Below are 17,208 nucleotides of genomic sequence, written 5' to 3' on the forward strand. Positions count from 1 at the left end.
CAAGGGGAGGGTTGGGGAGGGGTTGGTTTTTGGGGCCTTTCAGGCATTGCCGGGAAAGCCCCTGCCGAGCATGGCTCGGCACTACACATGCGGGGCGGTTCGCGCCACCATCGGCGGTAGCTCTCCGGAGATACCGTCGATGCGCACATGGATTCTGCTGTTGATGTTGCTGGCTCCCGGCTGGGCCTGGGCACAAACACCGGCAACGCTGGAACAAGCCGATACGGCATGGAACCAGCTGCGCCTGCAAGGTGATGCCAAGGCTCTTGCTCCTTTGCTTGCTGAAGACTGGCTGCTCACCCATTCCGACGGCCGCGTACAACACAAGGCCGACTACCTGCACGAATTGGCAACCCGCCAGCGCCGCAACACCCGCATCGACAACGAAGACGTGCAGGTTCGCCAGCATGGCAACACCGCCGTAATCACCGGCACCAGCGTGCAGGCCGCCATCAGCGATGGCAAACCCTGGGAGGGCAGGTTCCGCTTCACCCGCGTCTGGCTGCTGCGCGATGGCCAATGGCAGATGCTGGCCTCGCATTCCTCGCGGCTGGCAGAGGCCACGCAATGAGCGTGCCCGACTTCATCGAGGTCTATGACAACGCTCTGACTGCTGCAGATTGCGCGGCCATCGTAGAGCGCCTGCGTCGCAGCACCCAGCTCAAACCCGGCCAGGTCGGCAGTGGCGTGTTCCCCGAACTCAAACGCAGCCACGACCTGCGCATCAGTGGCAACGACGGCTGGCGCGATGTCGAGCAGCGCCTGCAGCAGGCAGTGTTCAACGGCATGCTGCATTACCTGCGGCGTTATCCACAGGTTTTGATTTCGCCGTTGATGCTGCAGGTGCCCGATGCGGAAGGCCAGGCGCGACGACTGAGTGCGGATGATTTCGCCGCCATGGATGATGCCGCGCTATCCGAACTTGCGCGTACCTGTCTGCGTCCGGGTGCAATCAACCTGCAGTGGTATACGGCGGGCGAGGGCGGCTATCCCTACTGGCACTGCGAGCTTTTCCCGCGCGACCCTGGCGGTGAAACCCTGCACCGGCACCTGCTGTGGACGCTGTACCTCAATGACGGCTTCGACGATGGCGAGACCGAATTCCTGTTCCAGCAGCGCAAGGTGGTGCCACGTACTGGCAGCCTATTGATCGCGCCTACGGCATTCACCCATACCCATCGCGGCAATCGGCCGCAGGGTGGGGATAAGTTCATTGCGACGAGTTGGATCTTGTTCCAGTCGGCGCAGCGTTTGTATGGCGAGGATGGCTAGTTCCAACCGCTCCTGCGGGGGAGCTCGTTCTTGGGTAGAGCGGAGCCGTGCTCCGCTGGGGCTTTTACCGGTAAGACCTCTGCCGAGCATGGCTCGGCACTACAATGAGAAACACATCTCAAACGTCGTCGTAGCAGAGATCGTCGGGGTCAACACCAACATGATCGGGCTGAGGCAGCTCAAGCAAGCGTACCGCCGCGATATCTTCCTTCCCAAGCAGCACTGCCTTGGCCACGCGATGCATGCCATCCATCACCCGTCCCTGCGGGCAGAGGATGATCGGATATTGCAGGTTCGCGGCGTTCACCAGTTGCATGTGCTCGATCACTTGCCTGCATGTCGGTGGTGATGCGTCAGCGTCCCACCAATAGGCTTCGTCCAGCTCACTGATTGCTGATAGTGCAATCTTCGAGACGGGCAGATCACGGCTCAGAGCAATCAAACGGTGCACGTCCCAGGCCAACAAACCTGCCTTGCTCTGACGGAAGTGGTATTGCCTGCGCATGGATTCTTGGCCCACGAAATTCAGGCGATAGCGTAGCTCACCTCATGTAGAGCAGAGCCATGTTCCGCTGGAGCTCTACCAGCAATGCCTTGTAGGAGCGGCGTAAGCCGCGAAGCTGACAATCGATCCGAGGTCGGGATACCTGCAATTTCATTGCTGCCGGTTTCGCGGCTTACGCCGCTCCTACACAAGCGACACTGTGCAATGCCGAGCATGGCTGGGTACTACAGTGCTGCTGGAACAGCTCACCTCAGCAGGAGGCCTTCCGTGCACAGCTGGCTGGCGCACTGCTAAGCAAAGAGCCCGACTAATTTTGCCAGTCCCAAGCCAACGACTACACCAATGCAGAACCCTGCCATGAACTCTCGCTTCAATGGATCCGCGATACCGAAAGCGCTTTTGGAATCTACGTTCTTCTTGAACATTGCACTGTCCTATCCACCTGATGGCGAACCTAGCAACGCCGCGACTGGTTCACAACGGGAGTTGTCCCAACCTCGCACACCCCAGATTCGTATGTGGTTGTTGAAGGAAGAACGTAACTCGTCTAGAACAACTCGCCCTGCAGCGAGGGCTTCTTCGGCGGCAACGGTGCAATGAACTTGCTGCAGTCCAACCAAGGCCATTGCTGGCGCGATGCATTGAAACCCAGTCGCTTGCTGGCCAGCTTGAAACGGTTTGCCAGCAGATCGGCATACACGCCATCGCCACGCATGCGCTTGCCGAACTGGCTGTCGTAGTCCTTGCCACCGCGCAGCTGGTTGATGGTGCTCATCACGTGCTCCGCGCGCTGTGGGTAATGCGCATCCAGCCAATCGCGGAACAGCGGCGCCACTTCGTAGGGCAGGCGCAACAGCACGTAACCGGCACTGCTGGCACCAGCATCGCGTGAGGCCTCCAGCACCGATTCCAGTTCGGCGTCGTTGATCCACGGAATCACTGGCGCCACCATCACGCCGACCGGAATGCCGGCATCGCTCAACCTGCGCATTGCGCGCAGCCGAGCATGCGGAGCAGATGCGCGCGGTTCGAGTTTGGCTGACAGATGCGGGTCCAGCGAAGTCACCGAAAAATGCACGCTGACCAGTTGCTGTTCGGCCAAGGGCGCGAGCAGATCCATGTCGCGCTCGACCAGCGCGTTCTTGGTGATCAGCGAAAACGGATGCCGGGTTTCCTGCATCACCTCGATCAGCTGGCGGGTAATGCCGAGCTTGCGTTCGATGGGCTGGTAGGCATCGGTGTTGATGCCCAAGGCAATAGGCTGCGGTACGTAGCCGGGCTTGGACAGCTCACGCCGCAGGACCTCGGCTGCGTTGGTCTTGGCGAAGATCTTGGTTTCGAAATCCAGCCCCGGCGACAGATTCAGATAGGCATGCGTCGGCCGTGCGAAACAGTAGGAACAACCGTGCTCGCAGCCGCGATACGGATTGACCGATTGGCTGAAGCCCACGTCCGGCGAGTTGTTACGGCTGATGATGCTGCGCGCGGTTTCCGGGCGCACATCGGTGCGCAGCCGGGCGGCAGCGAATTCCTCGCTCTCATCGACCGCCCAGCCGTCATCGACGGCTTCGCTGATCTGGGTTTCGAAACGGCCGGGCAGGTAGGTGCTGGCACCGCGGCCCTTGATCGGGGTAGGCATGCGCCTACGCTAACGCGCGGTTGTCGCAGGATCTGCGACGCCCCGCATTCATCCGGATCGCGCTTCAGCCGGCCTTGGGCTTGATCACCAAAGTGGCGCTCATGCCGGCGCTGAGCACGGCATCGGCCGGTACCGACTGCGGATCGATGCTGACCCGCACCGGCACGCGCTGCGCCAGCCGCACCCAGTTGAAGGTGGGCTCCACTTCGGCCAGCAGGTTGCTGCTGGTGGGGCCTGCCGCATCGGCGATGCCGGTGGCAATGCCTTCGACCTTGCCCTGCAGGTGCACGCCGCCGGCCATCAGGCGGATATCCACAAGGTCTCCGCGATGGATCTTGGGGAGCTTGGTTTCCTCGAAGTAGCCGTAGACCCACATGCCTTCGCTGGCGACCAGCGCCATCCGCGCCTGACCGGCGGCGGCGTAGTCGCCCACGCGTACGTCGAGGTTGGTGATGGTGCCGTCGGCGCTTGCGCGCACTTCGGTGCGGGCCAATTCCAGCTGCGCCTGCTGCAGCGTCACCCGCGCCTGTTGCAGGGCGGCGCTGGCTTGCTGACTACCAGCGCTGGCGGCATGCGCGCTGGCCTGTGCCTGCTTCCAGCTGGCCTGTGCGGCCTGCGCAACGGCACGGGCATCGGCCTGTGATTCGCGCGAGACGATGCCGTCGAGCTGGGCGCGGCGCTGTGCCTGTTCCTGGCGCATACGGAACTCGGCCTGGCTGGCACTGGCACCAGCACTCGCCGCTGAGATCGACGCGCCAGCAGCGCGCGCAGCGGCTTCGGCCGCCTGCAGATCGGCTTCGGCCTTGGCTACCGCCAGTGCATAGCGGTCGCGGTCGATGACGAACAGCAGCTCGCCTTGCTTGACCAGTTGGTTGTCGTGCACGGCCACTTCGGTGACCAGGCCGGACACGTCCGGCGCAATGCGCACCACCTCCGCACGCAGGCGCGCATCGCGCGTCCACGGGCTGAGCATGTATTGGTGCCAGACCACATAGGCAAGCACTGCGGCCAGCAGTACCACCACCGTGGTGACACCGCCTCGTATCAGGCTGGCGGTTTTCATCGGTACATCCTCAATCAGGAAAAGTGCGGCAGGAACAACAACAAGGCGAGGCAGTAAACGCTGGCAAACAGGGCAACGCGCACCAGTGAGGGGTGCAGCGCGCGGCGGTACAGGCCAACCCGGCCCAGGCCGTAATCCAGCAGGCCGAACACCGGCAACAACAGCACCACCAGCACCAGCGAGCCGGGGAAATAGATGTCGCCGATGGATACTTCAAACGGCATGGCGGGCCTCCTTCAGGCGTTGCTGGCGGCGCGAGCGCTGCACATAGGCGGCCAGCACCGAGGCGCTGTCGTCCAAACTCATCTGCAGCAGGTAAAGGTGATCGCGCACGGCGCGCAGCGCCTGCGGTTGCGGACCGGTCAGCTCACTCAGTGCGGCCTGCACGCTGGCCTTGGCATCGCGCAGGGTGCGTGCCTGCGGTTCGCGGTAAAGCTGGCCCAGCAGCGCCAGCGCCTTCTCAATCTGTGCGTGCAGCGTGGCTGGAAGTTGTTGCTCGGCAAGGTCATGGCGCAGATCGATCGCGCAATGTCCGGCTTCGTGCACCAGCAAGGCCCACTCGAACAATTGCCGTGATGGCCGACTACCCGGCGCGGTGCGACTGGCAACCTGCTGGAACAGTTCGCGGCTGACGCTTTCGAACTTCGGCAGCAGCCCGGGCAGCGGTGCGCTTACCGCCAACTGCACCTGCGCACGCAGGCGCTCCAGCAGGCGTCGCTGGCGTTGTTTGCTGCCGGGCAAGCCCGGCACCAGCATGAACACACCGGTGGCGATGAAAGCACCAACTGCCAGTGTCAGCGAGTTGTCCAGATAGGTCTGTGCGCTGGGGTGGAAATGCGGGCCCATGTTCCACGAGACCAGGATGCCGACGTTCAAGGCCATGCCGGTTACCGCGAAACGCGGCCGCGTGGAGATGTACAGCGAGGCGATCATCGATGGCAGGGTCAGCAGCACCAGCATCGGGAAGTCCGATCCCAATGCCATCGCAATGAAGCCAGGCACCGCGAAGAACGGCGCTATGACATGGCCAATGGTGGCGCGGCGCACCACCCACAGCGGGTCTGGTGCAGCTGAAGACATCGCCACCAGCGCTGCCATGCCGAATACCGCCAGCCCGCCCTGGTTCCAGCTGCTGCTCAACCACAGCAGCGACAAGGCCAGCATCACCACGAAGCAACGCACGCCGGCCAGGGCAATCGCATACCAGTCGTTGGCCCGGGTGAAGCGCACTTTGCTCAACCGTGGCGCACGCGCGCGCAGGCGGCCGTTGCCGGTTTCCATGCGTGCCTTGGCGCCCAGATAGGCCTGCAGCTCTTCGGCGAAACGACGCACCAGCAAGGTGCTGGCGTCGAAGCCAGGTTGCAGGTCCATCGGCAATGCGCGCCTTTCGCGGGCAAACACGCCGTCGAGTTGTCCACACCAATGCTGCAAGGCCTTGGCCAGGGCCGGTACATCATCGCGTAGCGCGCTGTCGTCGAGCAGCTGCGACAGCGGCTTCAGGCTTGCCCGTATCGGCGTGAGCAAAGCCTCGTCCTTGCTGCGACGCAGGCGATCGATATGGTGGTGCAGTGCCTGGAAGCGCGAGGTGGCCGCCATGAAATGCTGGTTGATCAGCTTCAGCTGGCCGTTGTTGCTGCGCAGGATCGGGTCATCGAACCACGCCATGGCACGCAGATCTTCGAAGTTGATCGCGCCTTGCACCACCCGGCTCTGGGTGCGCTCGATCACTTCAAAGCCGTGCAGGCGGCCGCCGATCGCATCGGCGACGAAACCAAGGAAGTCGTTGAGGTTGCCGTCATCGGCTGCGCGCAGGCCGGCACGCAGGCGGTTTGGCCACAGCACGTCGAACACCACGCTGGTCACCGCCATGCCGAGCAGCACTTCGCCGGTGCGCTCCAGCGCGCTGTTGAGGATGTTCTGCGGGTGGTTGAGCACCGGGAATACGATCATCGCCACGGTGTAACCGGACAGCACGAAACCGTACGAGGCCATGCCACGGCTCCATACCGAGCCACCGGCACAGAAACCGGCCCACAGCGCCATCACCGTCACCAGGGCGACCGGGCTTTGTGGGAACAGCGACACCATCAGCACCGCCATCGCACAGCCCACCACGGTACCAACGCCGCGATAGAAGGCCTTGGCCAGCACCATGGCGGTATTGCGGTTCATCACCACCAGCACGGTGATCATCGCCGTGCCAGGCGAACTCATGCCCAACCGCATTGCGATCCAGCCGGACAGGTACAAGGCCACCAGCACCTTGCCGATGTAGGCCCACACCGCGCGTTCGCCACTCATGGCCTGGGCGAAGGTGTGCAGCCAGGTGTTGCCGTGGGAGCTCGGCGCGCCCGGCGCGTACTCAGCCGGTCGGGTGCTCATGGTTGTTGTTCCAGGCCCATCAGGATGCGGGTCAGCACGGTTTCGGTGTGGCGCAGTTCGGCCGGCTCGACGCCGCTGAAGAAGCGCTGCAGCTGCTGGATCACCGCCGGCATCACCTGCTCGATCAGCTGCTCGCCGGCCGGGCTCAAGCGCACCACCAGCTTGCGCCGGTCCTCGTCGCTGGGCTCACGGCTGACCAGACCCTTGGCCAGCAACTGGTCGATCAGGCGGGTGACGTTGGAGGACTTCTCACTGGCGGCCTCGCTGATCTCCGACGGACTCAAGCCCTGCTCGGAACCATCCAGCATCATCAGCACGTTGTATTCCGGGTGGGAGATGCCGTACTCGCGCATCAGCTGGTTGCCGTGGTCGCAGAACAGCTTGTGCACCAGCTTGATCAGCCGCGCCAGCATCGCCTGGTCGCGCGGGAAACCGGGGTGGCGGGCACTGCTGATCGCCAGCTTCTGGTCGATGCTGGCGTAGCCGCCGGCCGCGGGAATGGGTTTATCCATCCCGGTATATTACATTTATGTATTAAATGATGCAATGCACAAACTGGAGCTCGCCTTTGTGGGAGCTGCGTCAGCCGCGAAGCTGGCAATCCCGCCGCACACAGCGCATACCCGATTCCATGGCTGCCGAGCGCTTCCGGATCCAGCAGTGGCTTCGCGGCTGATGCCGCTCCCACAACAATGGGGCGCGGGGTGCACCGCCCGGAAGGTGCGCAGCGGCCCCTGGCGTCATCGGCGATGGCTAGAATCAGCGGATGCGCGAAGCCCTCCAAGCCCTGTGGACAAGTCTGTCCAGCATTCCCCACGCCGCCCAGATCCTGGCCGTCGCCTACCTCAGTTATCTGCTGGTGCTGGCCTGCTACATCGTGCTGCAGAAGCGCGAGCCGGTCGCCACGCTGAGCTGGATCCTGTCGCTGGCGGCGCTGCCGTATATCGGCCTGTTCGTGTTCTACCTGTTCGGACCGCAGAAGATCGTGCGCCAGCGCCTGCGCCGCGGTCGTTCGCGCGAGGGCATGAGCACCTATGACGCAGTGTGTCCGCCCGATGCCAACTGCACCGAGCTGGCGCGGGTAGGGCAGGCCACCACCGGGCTGTCACCGAACACCGCCACCGATGTCGACTGGTTGCTGGATGGTGCGGCGACCTATGCCGCCATCATCGACGCGATCAGCAAGGCGCGCCGACACGTCAACCTGGAGTACTACATCTTCGAACCGGACCATGCCGGCACCGCCATGCGCGATGCGCTGGTGGAACGCGCCCGCGCCGGCATCAAGGTCCGGTTGCTGCTGGATGCGGTGGGTTCGTCCAAAGTCGGCAGGAAGTTCCTGCGGCCGCTGCTCGATGCCGGCGCCGAAGTGGCCTGGTTCCATCCGCGCCAGCTGCTCAAGCCCTTGAAGCGGCCATGGCTGAACATGCGCACCCACCGCAAGCTGGTGGTGGTTGATGGCGAGGTTGCCTTCACTGGCGGCATCAACGTCACCGACGAGGAAGACGACAGCCGCAATCCCAATGCCTATCGCGACCTGCATATGCGTATCCGCGGCCAGGTTGTCCACAGCCTGCAGCTGGTGTTCCTGGAAGACTGGATCTACGCCACCGAGCAAGGCCCGGAGCTGTTCGAGCGCGAGGACCTGTTCCCCGCCGACGTGCCTACCCGTGCGCAGGGCAGCATCGATGCACAGGTGCTGGTATCCGGCCCGGATTCGGCCTGGGAGCCGATCCATCGCCTGCATGTGGCCGCCATCCAGGAGGCCAAGCGTCGCGTCTGGCTGGTGACGCCGTATTTCGTTCCAGGTGAGGCGGCGCGCATGGCGCTGACCTCAGCCGCACTCGGGGGCCTGGACGTGCGCCTGATGGTTCCGAAACAAAGCGATTCCAAATTCGTAACGCTGGCAGCGCGCTCCTATTTCGATGAGCTGCTGGAGGCCGGCGTCCGCATCTTCGAATACGGCCCGCGCATGCTGCACAGCAAGGCCTTCATCGCCGATGAGGATACCTGCATCGTCGGCACCGCCAACTTCGACCACCGCAGCTTCCGGCTCAATTTCGAGCTGTCGATGATGTACACCGACCTCAAGCTCACCGGCGAGCTGGAAGCCATCCTGCGGGCAGAATTCGACAGCGCCGAGGAGGTGCAGCTTGTCCGCGACCGCTCACTGTGGCGCAAGCGACTGCCGGAGGCGTTTGCACGGCTGGCGTCGCCATTGCTATAGGGCAGGGACGGCTGGCAAGGCGCTGCAATGGTTTGATTCGGGCCGAAATATCCTGAACAAAGTCCGCTTGTTTCGCTGAACCTACCGGCTGTCCGGTACAGCGGGCAAACCCCTGTCCAAGCATGGAACCAGCGCTACCAGCGCCGTTACACTGCACGCCTCTGATAGGGAGATCGTCATGTACTGGCTGTTTCTATTGCTCGCGCTTGGCGCGTTCCTGCTCGCCTTTTCCACCACTCACAGCTGGCTGCTGGTGCTGGCCATGCTGGCTGCGTTGCTGTTTCTGCTGCTATGGGCAAAGGGACTGTACGTCGCTCGCTTTGGCGGTGTGAGCTCGGTACCGCGCCCCTTGCATGCCGCTGAACTGGAGGCGCTACGCGCGCAGCTGCAGCCAAAGGCCGAACCCGCAGCTGCGGCGCCGGTTGCTCCGATTGTGCAGACACCCGCGCCTTCATCAGGCACTGCCGGCGACCACGAGCTGCCGCAGCCATGACCGTACTCAGCGTCAACGTCAACAAGATCGCGGTGCTGCGTAATTCGCGCGGCGGCAACGATCCGGATGTGGTGCGGGCTGCGATGACCTGCTTGCGCGCAGGCGCCCATGGCATCACCGTGCACCCGCGTCCCGACCAGCGACACATCCGCGCTGCCGACGTGCTGATGCTGTCTGCACTCACCCAACAGCACGGGGTGGAATTCAATATCGAAGGCAATCCATTCGCACCGGCACGCGAGGGTTATCCCGGCCTGCTTGAGCTGTGCGAGCAGACGCGTCCGGCTCAGGCAACACTGGTGCCCGACGGCGATGGCCAGCTCACCTCCGACCACGGTTTCGACTTCGGGCGGGACGGCGAGCGCCTGCGGCCGTTGATCGCCACGCTGAAATCCTATGGGTGCCGGGTCAGTCTATTCGTGGATGCCGGCAATCCCGACATCGCCCAGGCCGCCGTGCTCGGTGCCGATCGTGTCGAGTTATACACAGGCCCCTACGCCGAAGCATATGCAGCAGGTGACCCTTGGGAATCCCTGGCGTTGTTTGCCGACGCGGCCCGGCGCGCGCAAGCGGCTGGCTTGGGCGTCAACGCCGGCCACGATCTGTCGCAGGCCAATCTGGCCGCGTTCCTGGCCCACGTCCCCAACGTACTGGAAGTCTCCATCGGCCACGCCTTGATCAGTGAAGCCCTGTATACCGGGCTGGAAGCAAGCGTGGCGGGCTATCTGGCAGCCATTGCCGAAGCCGAGAGCCTGCAGGGGTAAGCCGGGCAACGGCTCGCTCACAAGCGCAGCGGCTGGCAGCAGCCGCGCTCTGCTTATTTACCAGCAAGCTATACCGGCCCGTCTGGCGAAAGCGTCTGCAACGCGCAGAACCCGCTCTTGCAGCAGGCGGTGAAATTACATCCACACACTTATCCACATACGTTTCCACAGCGTTTCGTAGGGATATGCCTGAACCGCTCAGCGTTGTGGATAAGCTATTTACCGTAGTTCGCCAGCAGCTCGCCGCGTGCTTCTTCGAACGCGGGCGCTTGCTGATGACGAACTTATCCACAGGCCGAACCGGCCTTTGAACTGCTGCGGTACGACGTGTTGTAACGGCCTCTCTCTATTGACGCGCGCCGCTGCTGGTTGCCGCTGGGTCAATCCATCCGTGCCGATTACCGGTTTCTGCTCCCTGTCCGACGGGTTCGGAGTGCCCAATAAAATCATTTAATTAGTCCTTTAATGCACTTATATTCGTCCATCTGCGGCTAAACCAGCTCTTCCTGACACCCACGAGCCCGCACTTGTGTACAGTGGCACCGCCGTCTTGGGGGACGTAGTGGGCCGACGAATCCGCCCACGCAACTAGCGCCCGGCTCCTTATGATCGCGCGGCGTCGATACCAGTTGCAGCATTTATCCACATGGCGCTGTCAGGAGGGCAGGGTAGGCTCACCTGCGCCGGCAACCTGTCTTTCGTCTGAGATATCCACAGTGCAAAGCCGGCGCTCGGCGCTGCCGCGGAATCAAAGCCGAAAGGTTTCCACGTGAAGCCGTCGACAGTAATCCACAGGCTGATCCTGGTCCTTCCTTAGCTCTTTCAATATCGCAACGCTGTCCACAGGATACTGTGGATAAATCACTGCTATGGAGAAGACTCCGGCTACTTTCCGCTGCCAGAACCCTGTTGAAGAACTGCGCTGGATTGCCTTTGGCGCTTGTCAGTGCCAAGCAAAAATACGCGCAGCGCTGGGCGACAGATCCGTGAGTTTCTGTATCTGATTTGGAAAAAGGCTCGGGAAAAACAGCTGCCCGGCCAATACACCGGCTCCGATCAACCCTTCTCCCCACAGCGCGGCCCTTGCGCTGGCGCAAAGCGTTCGGCGGATAGCAAACCGATGGTTTGCAAGCTGCTCCTCTTACCCCATAAGCAGGGGAGTGCCTAAAAAAGGCAAAAAAAAACGCCCCCACAAGGAGGGCGTTTTCCAGTCGCGTCATGACTTGGTATTGCAGTATTGCTTACTGCACGAAGCCAATCTTCTTCATCTGAGCGTTCTTCGCCTGGGCCAGGATCTTGGCCATGACGTCGTACTCCGAATCCGGGCTTGCTTCGATGCGAAGTTCCGGCTGGTTGGTCGGATCCTTCTGTACTTCTTCTTCCATCTTCTGCTGCAGGTCGCCCACGTTCACCGGACTGTTGTTCCAGTAAACCTGGTTGCTGGCGTCGACACGAAGGTCGATCGGCGGCGGCGGCTCACGCAGCTGCGGCGGCGGGTTGATAACCCGCTGCGGCAGATCCACGGCGATCGGGTACGTCATGATCGGCGCGGTAACGATGAAGATGATCAGCAGCACCAGCATCACGTCCACGAGGGGCGTGACGTTGATGTCGGCCATAGGGCCCCTGTTTCCACCACTACTGAATGCCATGTCTTATTGCCCCTGCTTGTCTTTGGTGGCAACGAAACCGACATCCAGCATGCCCTGACCCTGCGCGATCTTGGTGACCTCGTTGATCACCTTCATCTTGGTGGTTTTATCACCACGCAGATTCAACGGCGGCTGCGGCGTCTGCTGTGCAGCGGTCGCGAAACGTGACTCCAAGGTCTCCTTGGAGACCTCTTCATCGTTCCAGTAGAGCTTGCCGTCTTCCTTGACCGCCACCGTAATCGGATTCTTGCGATCTGGCGCAGTATCCGGGTTCTGGATCAGGTTGGCTTCCGGCAACTCCACCTTGACCTTATGGGACATCAGGGGAGCCGTGATGATGAAGATGATCAGCAGCACCAACATCACGTCCACGAGGGGAGTGACGTTGATGTCGGCCATTGGGCCGCTGCTGTTACCACTACTGAAAGCCATAACGGGCTCCGTCTATATCGTTGCGAAGACTTACTTAAGCTGCCGGATTAGCGAACGCGCGAACCGGTGGCGAAGAAGTCGTGCAGATCGTGAGCGAAGGTGTCGAACTTGCTGACAGTCGCGCTGTTGATCTTGCTGAAGAAGTTGAAGGCGAACACGGCCGGGATAGCCACGAACAGACCGATGGCGGTCATGATCAGTGCTTCACCCACCGGGCCGGCAACGGCGTCGATCGAGGCCGAACCGGTTGCACCGATCTTGATCAGCGCGCCGTAGATGCCCCACACGGTACCCAGCAGACCCACGAACGGAGCGGTTGCACCGACGGTGGCCAGCAGGATCATGCCGCCCTGCAGCTTGTTGGATTCGCGGGTCACGGCCTGACGCAGGGCGCGGTCAACGAATTCCGAACGGCTCAGGGTTTCCGACGCACCAGCCTGCTGGTGGTGGGCAGCAGCCTGGGCTGCGTCCAGAGCGATCTTGGAGAACGGCTCCGAAGCCGGCTGCTCTTCCATGGCGCGGATGGCGTCCTGTGCGTTCGGGGCATCCCAGAACTGCGACGGCACGCGATCAGCAGCCGACTTCAGGCGAGCGGTGCGGAAGATGTTGATGACGGTCCAGTACCAGGACATGGCCGACATGATCACCAGGGTCAACAGAACAACCCAGGAGACGGCGAAGTCGCCCGGCTTGGTGGTCATTTCGTGGATCAGATGCTCGAAGCCCATCTGCGAGAGAGCGTTGTTTGCGTTGCCCCCGGCAGCAGCGGCGATGAAAATTTCCTGCAGCATGACGCTTACCTTTGTTGTGTGTGGTGTTAAAGGGTATAGCTAATGTTGACCTGACCTGGTGGCGGCTATCAAAGCCGCCCCATGGATCAGCTCAGCGCAAAGTTGACCGGGACGCGGACGCGACCAGCTGCCTTCGATCCACCGCTCTGGGCGGGGTTGAACTTCCACTTACGCGCCGCTTCCATTGCAGCTCGGTCGAGGTCGCGGTTGCGGCTGGACTTCTCGACAGACACATTGGTGACGTTGCCGCTGGCATCGACATCAATGATCAGGATGACCTCGCCCTGGATACCGGCACGGAATGCAGCCGGCGGGTAACGCGGCGGGTTCATGGCCTTGGACGAGATGTCCACGCTGGCCTGGATATCAACCGGCGGTGACGGCGGTGCAGGCGGCGACGGCGGCGTGACCACGTCGGTCGGGCGCGGCTCTGCCACGTCGATCGGCGGTGCTTCCGGCGGCGGCGGCGTCGCGGTGGTTTTCGGCGGCGCCAGGTTCTTGACCGGCGGCGGCGGGGTGTCCTGCGGCGGCGGCGGCGGCGGCGGCGGCGGTGGCGGCGGCGGAGCGTCGACCAACGTCACCATGACGTTGCGTTCCTTCTCCGCAGCTGCCTTGGGGGCAACGGCCGGAATCAGGAGCATCATCAGGGCTGCGAGATGCAGTGCGATTACAAATGCGATACCCGCGATACGCGGCCAGCTCAGGCCCGTTTCTTTCTGGGTGTCATACCTGTGGTGGAAGACCAGTTGTTCCGTCATGCGCCAAGAACTCTTTAGTGGGGTCGGGGCGGTGGTGTGAAGCCACCCCTGATTCAGCGGTGCATGACACCGCAGGAACCTCCAAGCTTATACCAATCCTGACCAGCTGCGCATCAAAAATGCAGCCGTTCAGGCGTTATTCCTGCTTACTTCAGGTTGATGATTTTGTTTGCATCGGCAGGGTTTTTGATGCCCTTTGCCAGTGCGTCACGCGCGGCCTGCTTTGCTTCGGGGATACGGCCTTCCGCATGCAAAACACGGGCCAGATTCAGGTACGTCTCACCGTCCTTGGACAGGGGGGCCGCGTTCCTCCAGGCTTCGATCGCCTGCGGCACCTGCTCGGTGTAGTAGTACGACTGCGCCAGCGCCAGGTAGGTCTGGTAGTCCGGCTTGAGGATGCCCTTGGAGATACCCTCGTTGATCACCGCAATGACGTCCCGTTCCTTGTTGTCGGTGTTGGCGTAGATCGAATACAACTGCTTGTACTCGCGCTCTTCGGTGAGCTGTCCGGCGGCGCGCAGCTTGTCCATCACTGCGGCAGCTTTGTCCATCTGGTCGGCCTGCATGTACATGCTGGCCAGGTTGAGCTGGGCCTTCTTGTCGGCCGGGTTCTTGGCCGCCAGTGCTTCGGCTTCCTTGACGGCTTCACCGGTCTGGCCGGCTTCAGCGTAGGAGGCCATCAGCAACTGGTTCCAGTTGTCCTTGGGCTCGGGCGAGGCAGCGATGGCCGCCTTCAGCACCGGGATGGCTTCGGCGTATTTTTCGCTCTGGTATAGCGCCTGACCCTTGATGATCAGCTCTTCCGGCTTGTTCGACTTGGACTCGGCGAAGTACTTGTCCAGGTTGGCCAGGCCTTCCGCGAGCTGATCATCCTGCAGCTGCAGCTGGGCCAGCATCAACATCGCCTGGAAGTGGCCGTTGTTGTCCAGCTGGTTCAGCGCGATGGCCTGTTGCAGGTACTGCTTGGCAGCGGCGTTGTCGTCAAGGTTGTAGGCACCCTGCGACGCCAGCTGGTTGGCGACGGCCTTGTCGTAATCGTTGGCATCCGGCGAGGCGAGGATTTCGTCGGCCAGGGTGCGGGTTTCAGCGAATTCCTGCTTGTTGTACGCAGCAAACAACTTGTTGAGCTTGCTGCCCATCTTCGAGGAGGCCTTGCCCTTGGGGTCCACGCGGGTGGCTTCCGGGTACAGCACTTCAGCCTTGGCACTTTCCTTGTTGCCACGACGCTCGGACGAGCGCGACTGCGCCGCAGCGTCAGCGACGACAACACCGCCCAATGCAGTGGCGATGAGGATGGAGAGCACGGCGTGCTTTTGGCTGCGGAAGATCATGTTTCACCTCGAAGGGGCCGCCGTGGCGGTAGAAATTCAAACTGTCGGAACGGGACCGAGCACGCAAACGTATCAGAAATTATTTGACGGAGAAATCACTTCTGATGGTGTACTGCAGCATTTTCCTACAACTAACCACAGCGTGGGACTACACCAGAACGCCTAGCCTGCTGAAATACAGGCTCCAACGCAGGTGTGTCACGTTGCAACTCACGGATACGGTTGGCCGGGTCTGGGTGGGTGGAAAGCCATTGCGGAGAGCGATTTCCGCTGACTGCCATCATGTTCTGCCATAGATTCACCGCTTGTGAGGGGTCAAACCCGGCCTGTGCCATCAGACGTTGCCCCAGTTCGTCAGCCTCACTTTCCTGCGTGCGCGAATTGGGGAGCAGGACCAGGCCTTGGGCGCCAAGTCCACCGAATTGATTGATTACGCTGGTGCCAGCATCGCCGTAGGCTGCCCCGGCCAGAACACTCGCAATTCCCAGCCCTACCTGCGTGTACTGCTGGCGGGTCAACCGCTCTTCGTGGTGACGTGCGATCACATGGCCGATTTCATGGCCGATCACCGCAGCCAACTGATCCTGGTTCTTGGCCACAGTGAAGATGCCGGTATTCACCCCGACCTTGCCGCCGGGCAGAGCAAAGGCATTGGGTTCCTTTTCGACGAACACAGCAGTTTCCCACCGTACGCCACGGTACTGCTGTGGCAACTGCGCCACCAGGGCATTGACCACGCATTGCACGTAGGCATTCTGCTTGGCATCGCGGTTGAGGGTTTGTTTGGCCTTGGTTTCAGCAAAGGCCTGCGCGCCGAGTTGATCCAGCTGCTGCTGCGAAACGCCGCCTATGACCTGGCGCCGCCCGGTTGGAGAGGTTGTGGTGGCGCATGCGCTGAGCAACAGCGCGGCAACAACGGCTAGTCCAACTGCTTTCATCCGGGATCCCCCTCGTTCACCTCTGCAGTGTGCGAGTGTCTTGCTTAATTTTTCGTCAACCGCTGGCAGCTTTATTGCGTGCCGAACAGCACCATCGCGGCCAACGCGATCGCATTGTTCATAGCATGCGCAATTACCGCGGCCCATAACGTTCCTGTCTTGCGATATACCCAAGCAAAAGCCGCGCCCATGCCGCCGTAAATCAACCACAGCTGCAGCATCGCCGGGAAGCTGTTGGGACTGGTGCCTGGAATTTCATGCACCAAGGCAAACGCCATGCTGCTGAGAACGATGCCCAACAAGGGGCGATTGGCGGCCCACAGGCGCCCGAACAACACGCGACGGAACAGCAACTCTTCGTAGGCCGGCGCCAGCACTACCGCGAACACGATCAGAAACAATGGGTATTGCGCCCACGCCTGCTGCATCAACAGCAGGTTGGTTGGCACCGGCTCCACGCCCATCTGCTTGGCGATCCAGCCAATCCCGCTACTACCCAGAAAAACACCGGTAGCGACGACTGCGATCCAGCCCCAGGTCGACGCACGACGTATGGCCTGATGCGACTGCGCACGCTCGGCGGGACTGGCGCGACGGCGCAGGAAGTACAGCAGCAGCGCTGCACCACCGGTGGATACCAGCGCAATCAGCATCTGCGGCAAGGCACCGGGCGTGCCCAATGTGCTTGCCAGCTCTGCTGCCGCCGGGGTAGCACCATCGCGCGCAGCCTGCATGCCAACCTCGACGCCGCGCCATAACGCCCAAACCAAACCACCCAGCACACTCAGGAACAGCAGCGTGGCAATGCCGATCAGCAGATCCAGGGCAAAGCCGAGCACCGGCGAACCAGGTTTGGACACAGACGGGGAAGACGGGGAGAGCGGTACGTCGGGAAGAGTGGACATCGCGGACCTGGGCCGTGGCTTCGGATAGAAAGTGGGCGCCGTTGCCGGCGCCCACA

At 62.0% G+C, this 17,208-nt stretch carries 18 protein-coding genes; 5 read left to right on the top strand and 13 right to left on the bottom strand.

Annotated features, from left to right (window positions below; all coding sequences use genetic code 11):
• Positions 1-139 precede the first annotated feature (139 nt).
• Positions 140-571 (top strand): nuclear transport factor 2 family protein, encoded by a 432-nt coding sequence (locus tag ACVOLL_RS13645; protein WP_481513388.1) that lies wholly within the window; start codon positions 140-142, stop codon positions 569-571.
• A complete protein-coding gene (locus tag ACVOLL_RS13650; RefSeq protein ID WP_481513389.1) occupies positions 568-1,272 on the top strand; it encodes a 2OG-Fe(II) oxygenase in 705 nt (234 codons plus the stop codon). The genes ACVOLL_RS13645 and ACVOLL_RS13650 overlap by 4 nt, the downstream gene beginning before the upstream one ends.
• Positions 1,273-1,390: 118 nt before the next feature.
• Here ACVOLL_RS13650 and ACVOLL_RS13655 read toward each other — a convergent pair whose 3' ends face one another.
• The 6 genes from ACVOLL_RS13655 to ACVOLL_RS13680 all read right to left on the bottom strand — a co-directional run bounded on the left by ACVOLL_RS13655 (position 1,391) and on the right by ACVOLL_RS13680 (position 7,373).
• Positions 1,391-1,777: a hypothetical protein gene (locus ACVOLL_RS13655; RefSeq protein ID WP_481513390.1), complete on the bottom strand. Its 387-nt coding sequence runs from the start codon at positions 1,775-1,777 to the stop codon at positions 1,391-1,393.
• Positions 1,778-2,324: 547 nt separating this feature from the next.
• Entirely contained in the window at positions 2,325-3,416 is a 1,092-nt protein-coding gene (locus ACVOLL_RS13660; protein WP_481513391.1) for a PA0069 family radical SAM protein, read from the bottom strand.
• 64 nt (positions 3,417-3,480) lie between these two features.
• The gene (locus tag ACVOLL_RS13665) at positions 3,481-4,479 is read right to left on the bottom strand and encodes an HlyD family secretion protein (RefSeq protein ID WP_481513392.1); all 999 of its coding nucleotides are present in this window, start codon (positions 4,477-4,479) and stop codon (positions 3,481-3,483) included.
• Positions 4,480-4,493: 14 nt separating this feature from the next.
• Positions 4,494-4,703 (bottom strand): DUF1656 domain-containing protein, encoded by a 210-nt coding sequence (locus ACVOLL_RS13670; RefSeq protein WP_481513393.1) that lies wholly within the window; start codon positions 4,701-4,703, stop codon positions 4,494-4,496.
• Positions 4,693-6,861: an FUSC family protein gene (locus ACVOLL_RS13675; RefSeq protein WP_481513394.1), complete on the bottom strand. Its 2,169-nt coding sequence runs from the start codon at positions 6,859-6,861 to the stop codon at positions 4,693-4,695. Before ACVOLL_RS13675 ends, ACVOLL_RS13670 begins: the two co-directional genes overlap by 11 nt.
• Positions 6,858-7,373: a MarR family winged helix-turn-helix transcriptional regulator gene (locus tag ACVOLL_RS13680; protein WP_296247358.1), complete on the bottom strand. Its 516-nt coding sequence runs from the start codon at positions 7,371-7,373 to the stop codon at positions 6,858-6,860. Before ACVOLL_RS13680 ends, ACVOLL_RS13675 begins: the two co-directional genes overlap by 4 nt.
• A gap of 254 nt (positions 7,374-7,627) precedes the next feature.
• Here ACVOLL_RS13680 and cls point away from each other — a divergent pair, with 254 nt between their 5' ends.
• The 3 genes from cls (at position 7,628) to ACVOLL_RS13695 (ending at position 10,345) form a co-directional block, all read left to right on the top strand.
• Positions 7,628-9,088 carry a cardiolipin synthase gene (gene cls / locus ACVOLL_RS13685; protein WP_481513395.1) on the top strand — a complete coding sequence of 487 codons (1,461 nt, stop codon included), beginning with the start codon at positions 7,628-7,630 and terminating at the stop codon, positions 9,086-9,088.
• A gap of 178 nt (positions 9,089-9,266) precedes the next feature.
• Positions 9,267-9,581 carry a hypothetical protein gene (locus ACVOLL_RS13690; RefSeq protein WP_481513396.1) on the top strand — a complete coding sequence of 105 codons (315 nt, stop codon included), beginning with the start codon at positions 9,267-9,269 and terminating at the stop codon, positions 9,579-9,581.
• Positions 9,578-10,345, top strand: a complete 768-nt coding sequence (locus ACVOLL_RS13695; protein ID WP_481513397.1) for a pyridoxine 5'-phosphate synthase — start codon at positions 9,578-9,580, stop codon at positions 10,343-10,345. The genes ACVOLL_RS13690 and ACVOLL_RS13695 overlap by 4 nt, the downstream gene beginning before the upstream one ends.
• Positions 10,346-11,586: 1,241 nt before the next feature.
• Here ACVOLL_RS13695 and ACVOLL_RS13700 read toward each other — a convergent pair.
• From ACVOLL_RS13700 to ACVOLL_RS13730, 7 genes are all read right to left on the bottom strand, one after another.
• Positions 11,587-11,997 carry an ExbD/TolR family protein gene (locus ACVOLL_RS13700; RefSeq protein ID WP_282268368.1) on the bottom strand — a complete coding sequence of 137 codons (411 nt, stop codon included), beginning with the start codon at positions 11,995-11,997 and terminating at the stop codon, positions 11,587-11,589.
• 3 nt (positions 11,998-12,000) lie between these two features.
• The gene (locus ACVOLL_RS13705) at positions 12,001-12,429 is read right to left on the bottom strand and encodes an ExbD/TolR family protein (RefSeq protein WP_057629873.1); all 429 of its coding nucleotides are present in this window, start codon (positions 12,427-12,429) and stop codon (positions 12,001-12,003) included.
• A gap of 47 nt (positions 12,430-12,476) precedes the next feature.
• A complete protein-coding gene (gene exbB / locus ACVOLL_RS13710) occupies positions 12,477-13,220 on the bottom strand; it encodes a TonB-system energizer ExbB (RefSeq protein ID WP_057629874.1) in 744 nt (247 codons plus the stop codon).
• An 86-nt stretch (positions 13,221-13,306) separates the two neighbouring features.
• A complete protein-coding gene (locus ACVOLL_RS13715; RefSeq protein ID WP_481513398.1) occupies positions 13,307-13,978 on the bottom strand; it encodes an energy transducer TonB in 672 nt (223 codons plus the stop codon).
• Between the two features lie 146 nt (positions 13,979-14,124).
• Positions 14,125-15,309 carry a tetratricopeptide repeat protein gene (locus tag ACVOLL_RS13720; RefSeq protein ID WP_481513399.1) on the bottom strand — a complete coding sequence of 395 codons (1,185 nt, stop codon included), beginning with the start codon at positions 15,307-15,309 and terminating at the stop codon, positions 14,125-14,127.
• Positions 15,310-15,440: 131 nt separating this feature from the next.
• Positions 15,441-16,247 carry a M48 family metallopeptidase gene (locus ACVOLL_RS13725; protein WP_481513400.1) on the bottom strand — a complete coding sequence of 269 codons (807 nt, stop codon included), beginning with the start codon at positions 16,245-16,247 and terminating at the stop codon, positions 15,441-15,443.
• Positions 16,248-16,318: 71 nt separating this feature from the next.
• Positions 16,319-17,152 carry a CPBP family intramembrane glutamic endopeptidase gene (locus ACVOLL_RS13730; protein ID WP_481513401.1) on the bottom strand — a complete coding sequence of 278 codons (834 nt, stop codon included), beginning with the start codon at positions 17,150-17,152 and terminating at the stop codon, positions 16,319-16,321.
• Between the last annotated feature and the right edge of the window lie 56 nt (positions 17,153-17,208).

It is taken from the genome of Stenotrophomonas sp. STEN035 (assembly GCF_056759935.1).

Excerpts from the sequence above, each read along its gene's own strand:
- ACVOLL_RS13650 (WP_481513389.1), top strand. The coding sequence starts at position 568 with ATGAGCGTGCCCGACTTCATCGAGGTCTATGACAACGCTCTGACTGCT.
- ACVOLL_RS13700 (WP_282268368.1), bottom strand. The coding sequence starts at position 11,997 with ATGGCATTCAGTAGTGGTGGAAACAGGGGCCCTATGGCCGACATCAAC.
- ACVOLL_RS13665 (WP_481513392.1), bottom strand. The coding sequence starts at position 4,479 with ATGAAAACCGCCAGCCTGATACGAGGCGGTGTCACCACGGTGGTGGTA.
- ACVOLL_RS13705 (WP_057629873.1), bottom strand. The coding sequence starts at position 12,429 with ATGGCTTTCAGTAGTGGTAACAGCAGCGGCCCAATGGCCGACATCAAC.
- ACVOLL_RS13680 (WP_296247358.1), bottom strand. The coding sequence starts at position 7,373 with ATGGATAAACCCATTCCCGCGGCCGGCGGCTACGCCAGCATCGACCAG.
- cls (WP_481513395.1), top strand. The coding sequence starts at position 7,628 with ATGCGCGAAGCCCTCCAAGCCCTGTGGACAAGTCTGTCCAGCATTCCC.
- ACVOLL_RS13675 (WP_481513394.1), bottom strand. The coding sequence starts at position 6,861 with ATGAGCACCCGACCGGCTGAGTACGCGCCGGGCGCGCCGAGCTCCCAC.
- ACVOLL_RS13725 (WP_481513400.1), bottom strand. The coding sequence starts at position 16,247 with ATGAAAGCAGTTGGACTAGCCGTTGTTGCCGCGCTGTTGCTCAGCGCA.
- ACVOLL_RS13655 (WP_481513390.1), bottom strand. The coding sequence starts at position 1,777 with ATGCGCAGGCAATACCACTTCCGTCAGAGCAAGGCAGGTTTGTTGGCC.
- ACVOLL_RS13645 (WP_481513388.1), top strand. The coding sequence starts at position 140 with ATGCGCACATGGATTCTGCTGTTGATGTTGCTGGCTCCCGGCTGGGCC.
- ACVOLL_RS13695 (WP_481513397.1), top strand. The coding sequence starts at position 9,578 with ATGACCGTACTCAGCGTCAACGTCAACAAGATCGCGGTGCTGCGTAAT.
- ACVOLL_RS13730 (WP_481513401.1), bottom strand. The coding sequence starts at position 17,152 with ATGTCCACTCTTCCCGACGTACCGCTCTCCCCGTCTTCCCCGTCTGTG.
- exbB (WP_057629874.1), bottom strand. The coding sequence starts at position 13,220 with ATGCTGCAGGAAATTTTCATCGCCGCTGCTGCCGGGGGCAACGCAAAC.
- ACVOLL_RS13715 (WP_481513398.1), bottom strand. The coding sequence starts at position 13,978 with ATGACGGAACAACTGGTCTTCCACCACAGGTATGACACCCAGAAAGAA.
- ACVOLL_RS13720 (WP_481513399.1), bottom strand. The coding sequence starts at position 15,309 with ATGATCTTCCGCAGCCAAAAGCACGCCGTGCTCTCCATCCTCATCGCC.
- ACVOLL_RS13690 (WP_481513396.1), top strand. The coding sequence starts at position 9,267 with ATGTACTGGCTGTTTCTATTGCTCGCGCTTGGCGCGTTCCTGCTCGCC.
- ACVOLL_RS13670 (WP_481513393.1), bottom strand. The coding sequence starts at position 4,703 with ATGCCGTTTGAAGTATCCATCGGCGACATCTATTTCCCCGGCTCGCTG.
- ACVOLL_RS13660 (WP_481513391.1), bottom strand. The coding sequence starts at position 3,416 with ATGCCTACCCCGATCAAGGGCCGCGGTGCCAGCACCTACCTGCCCGGC.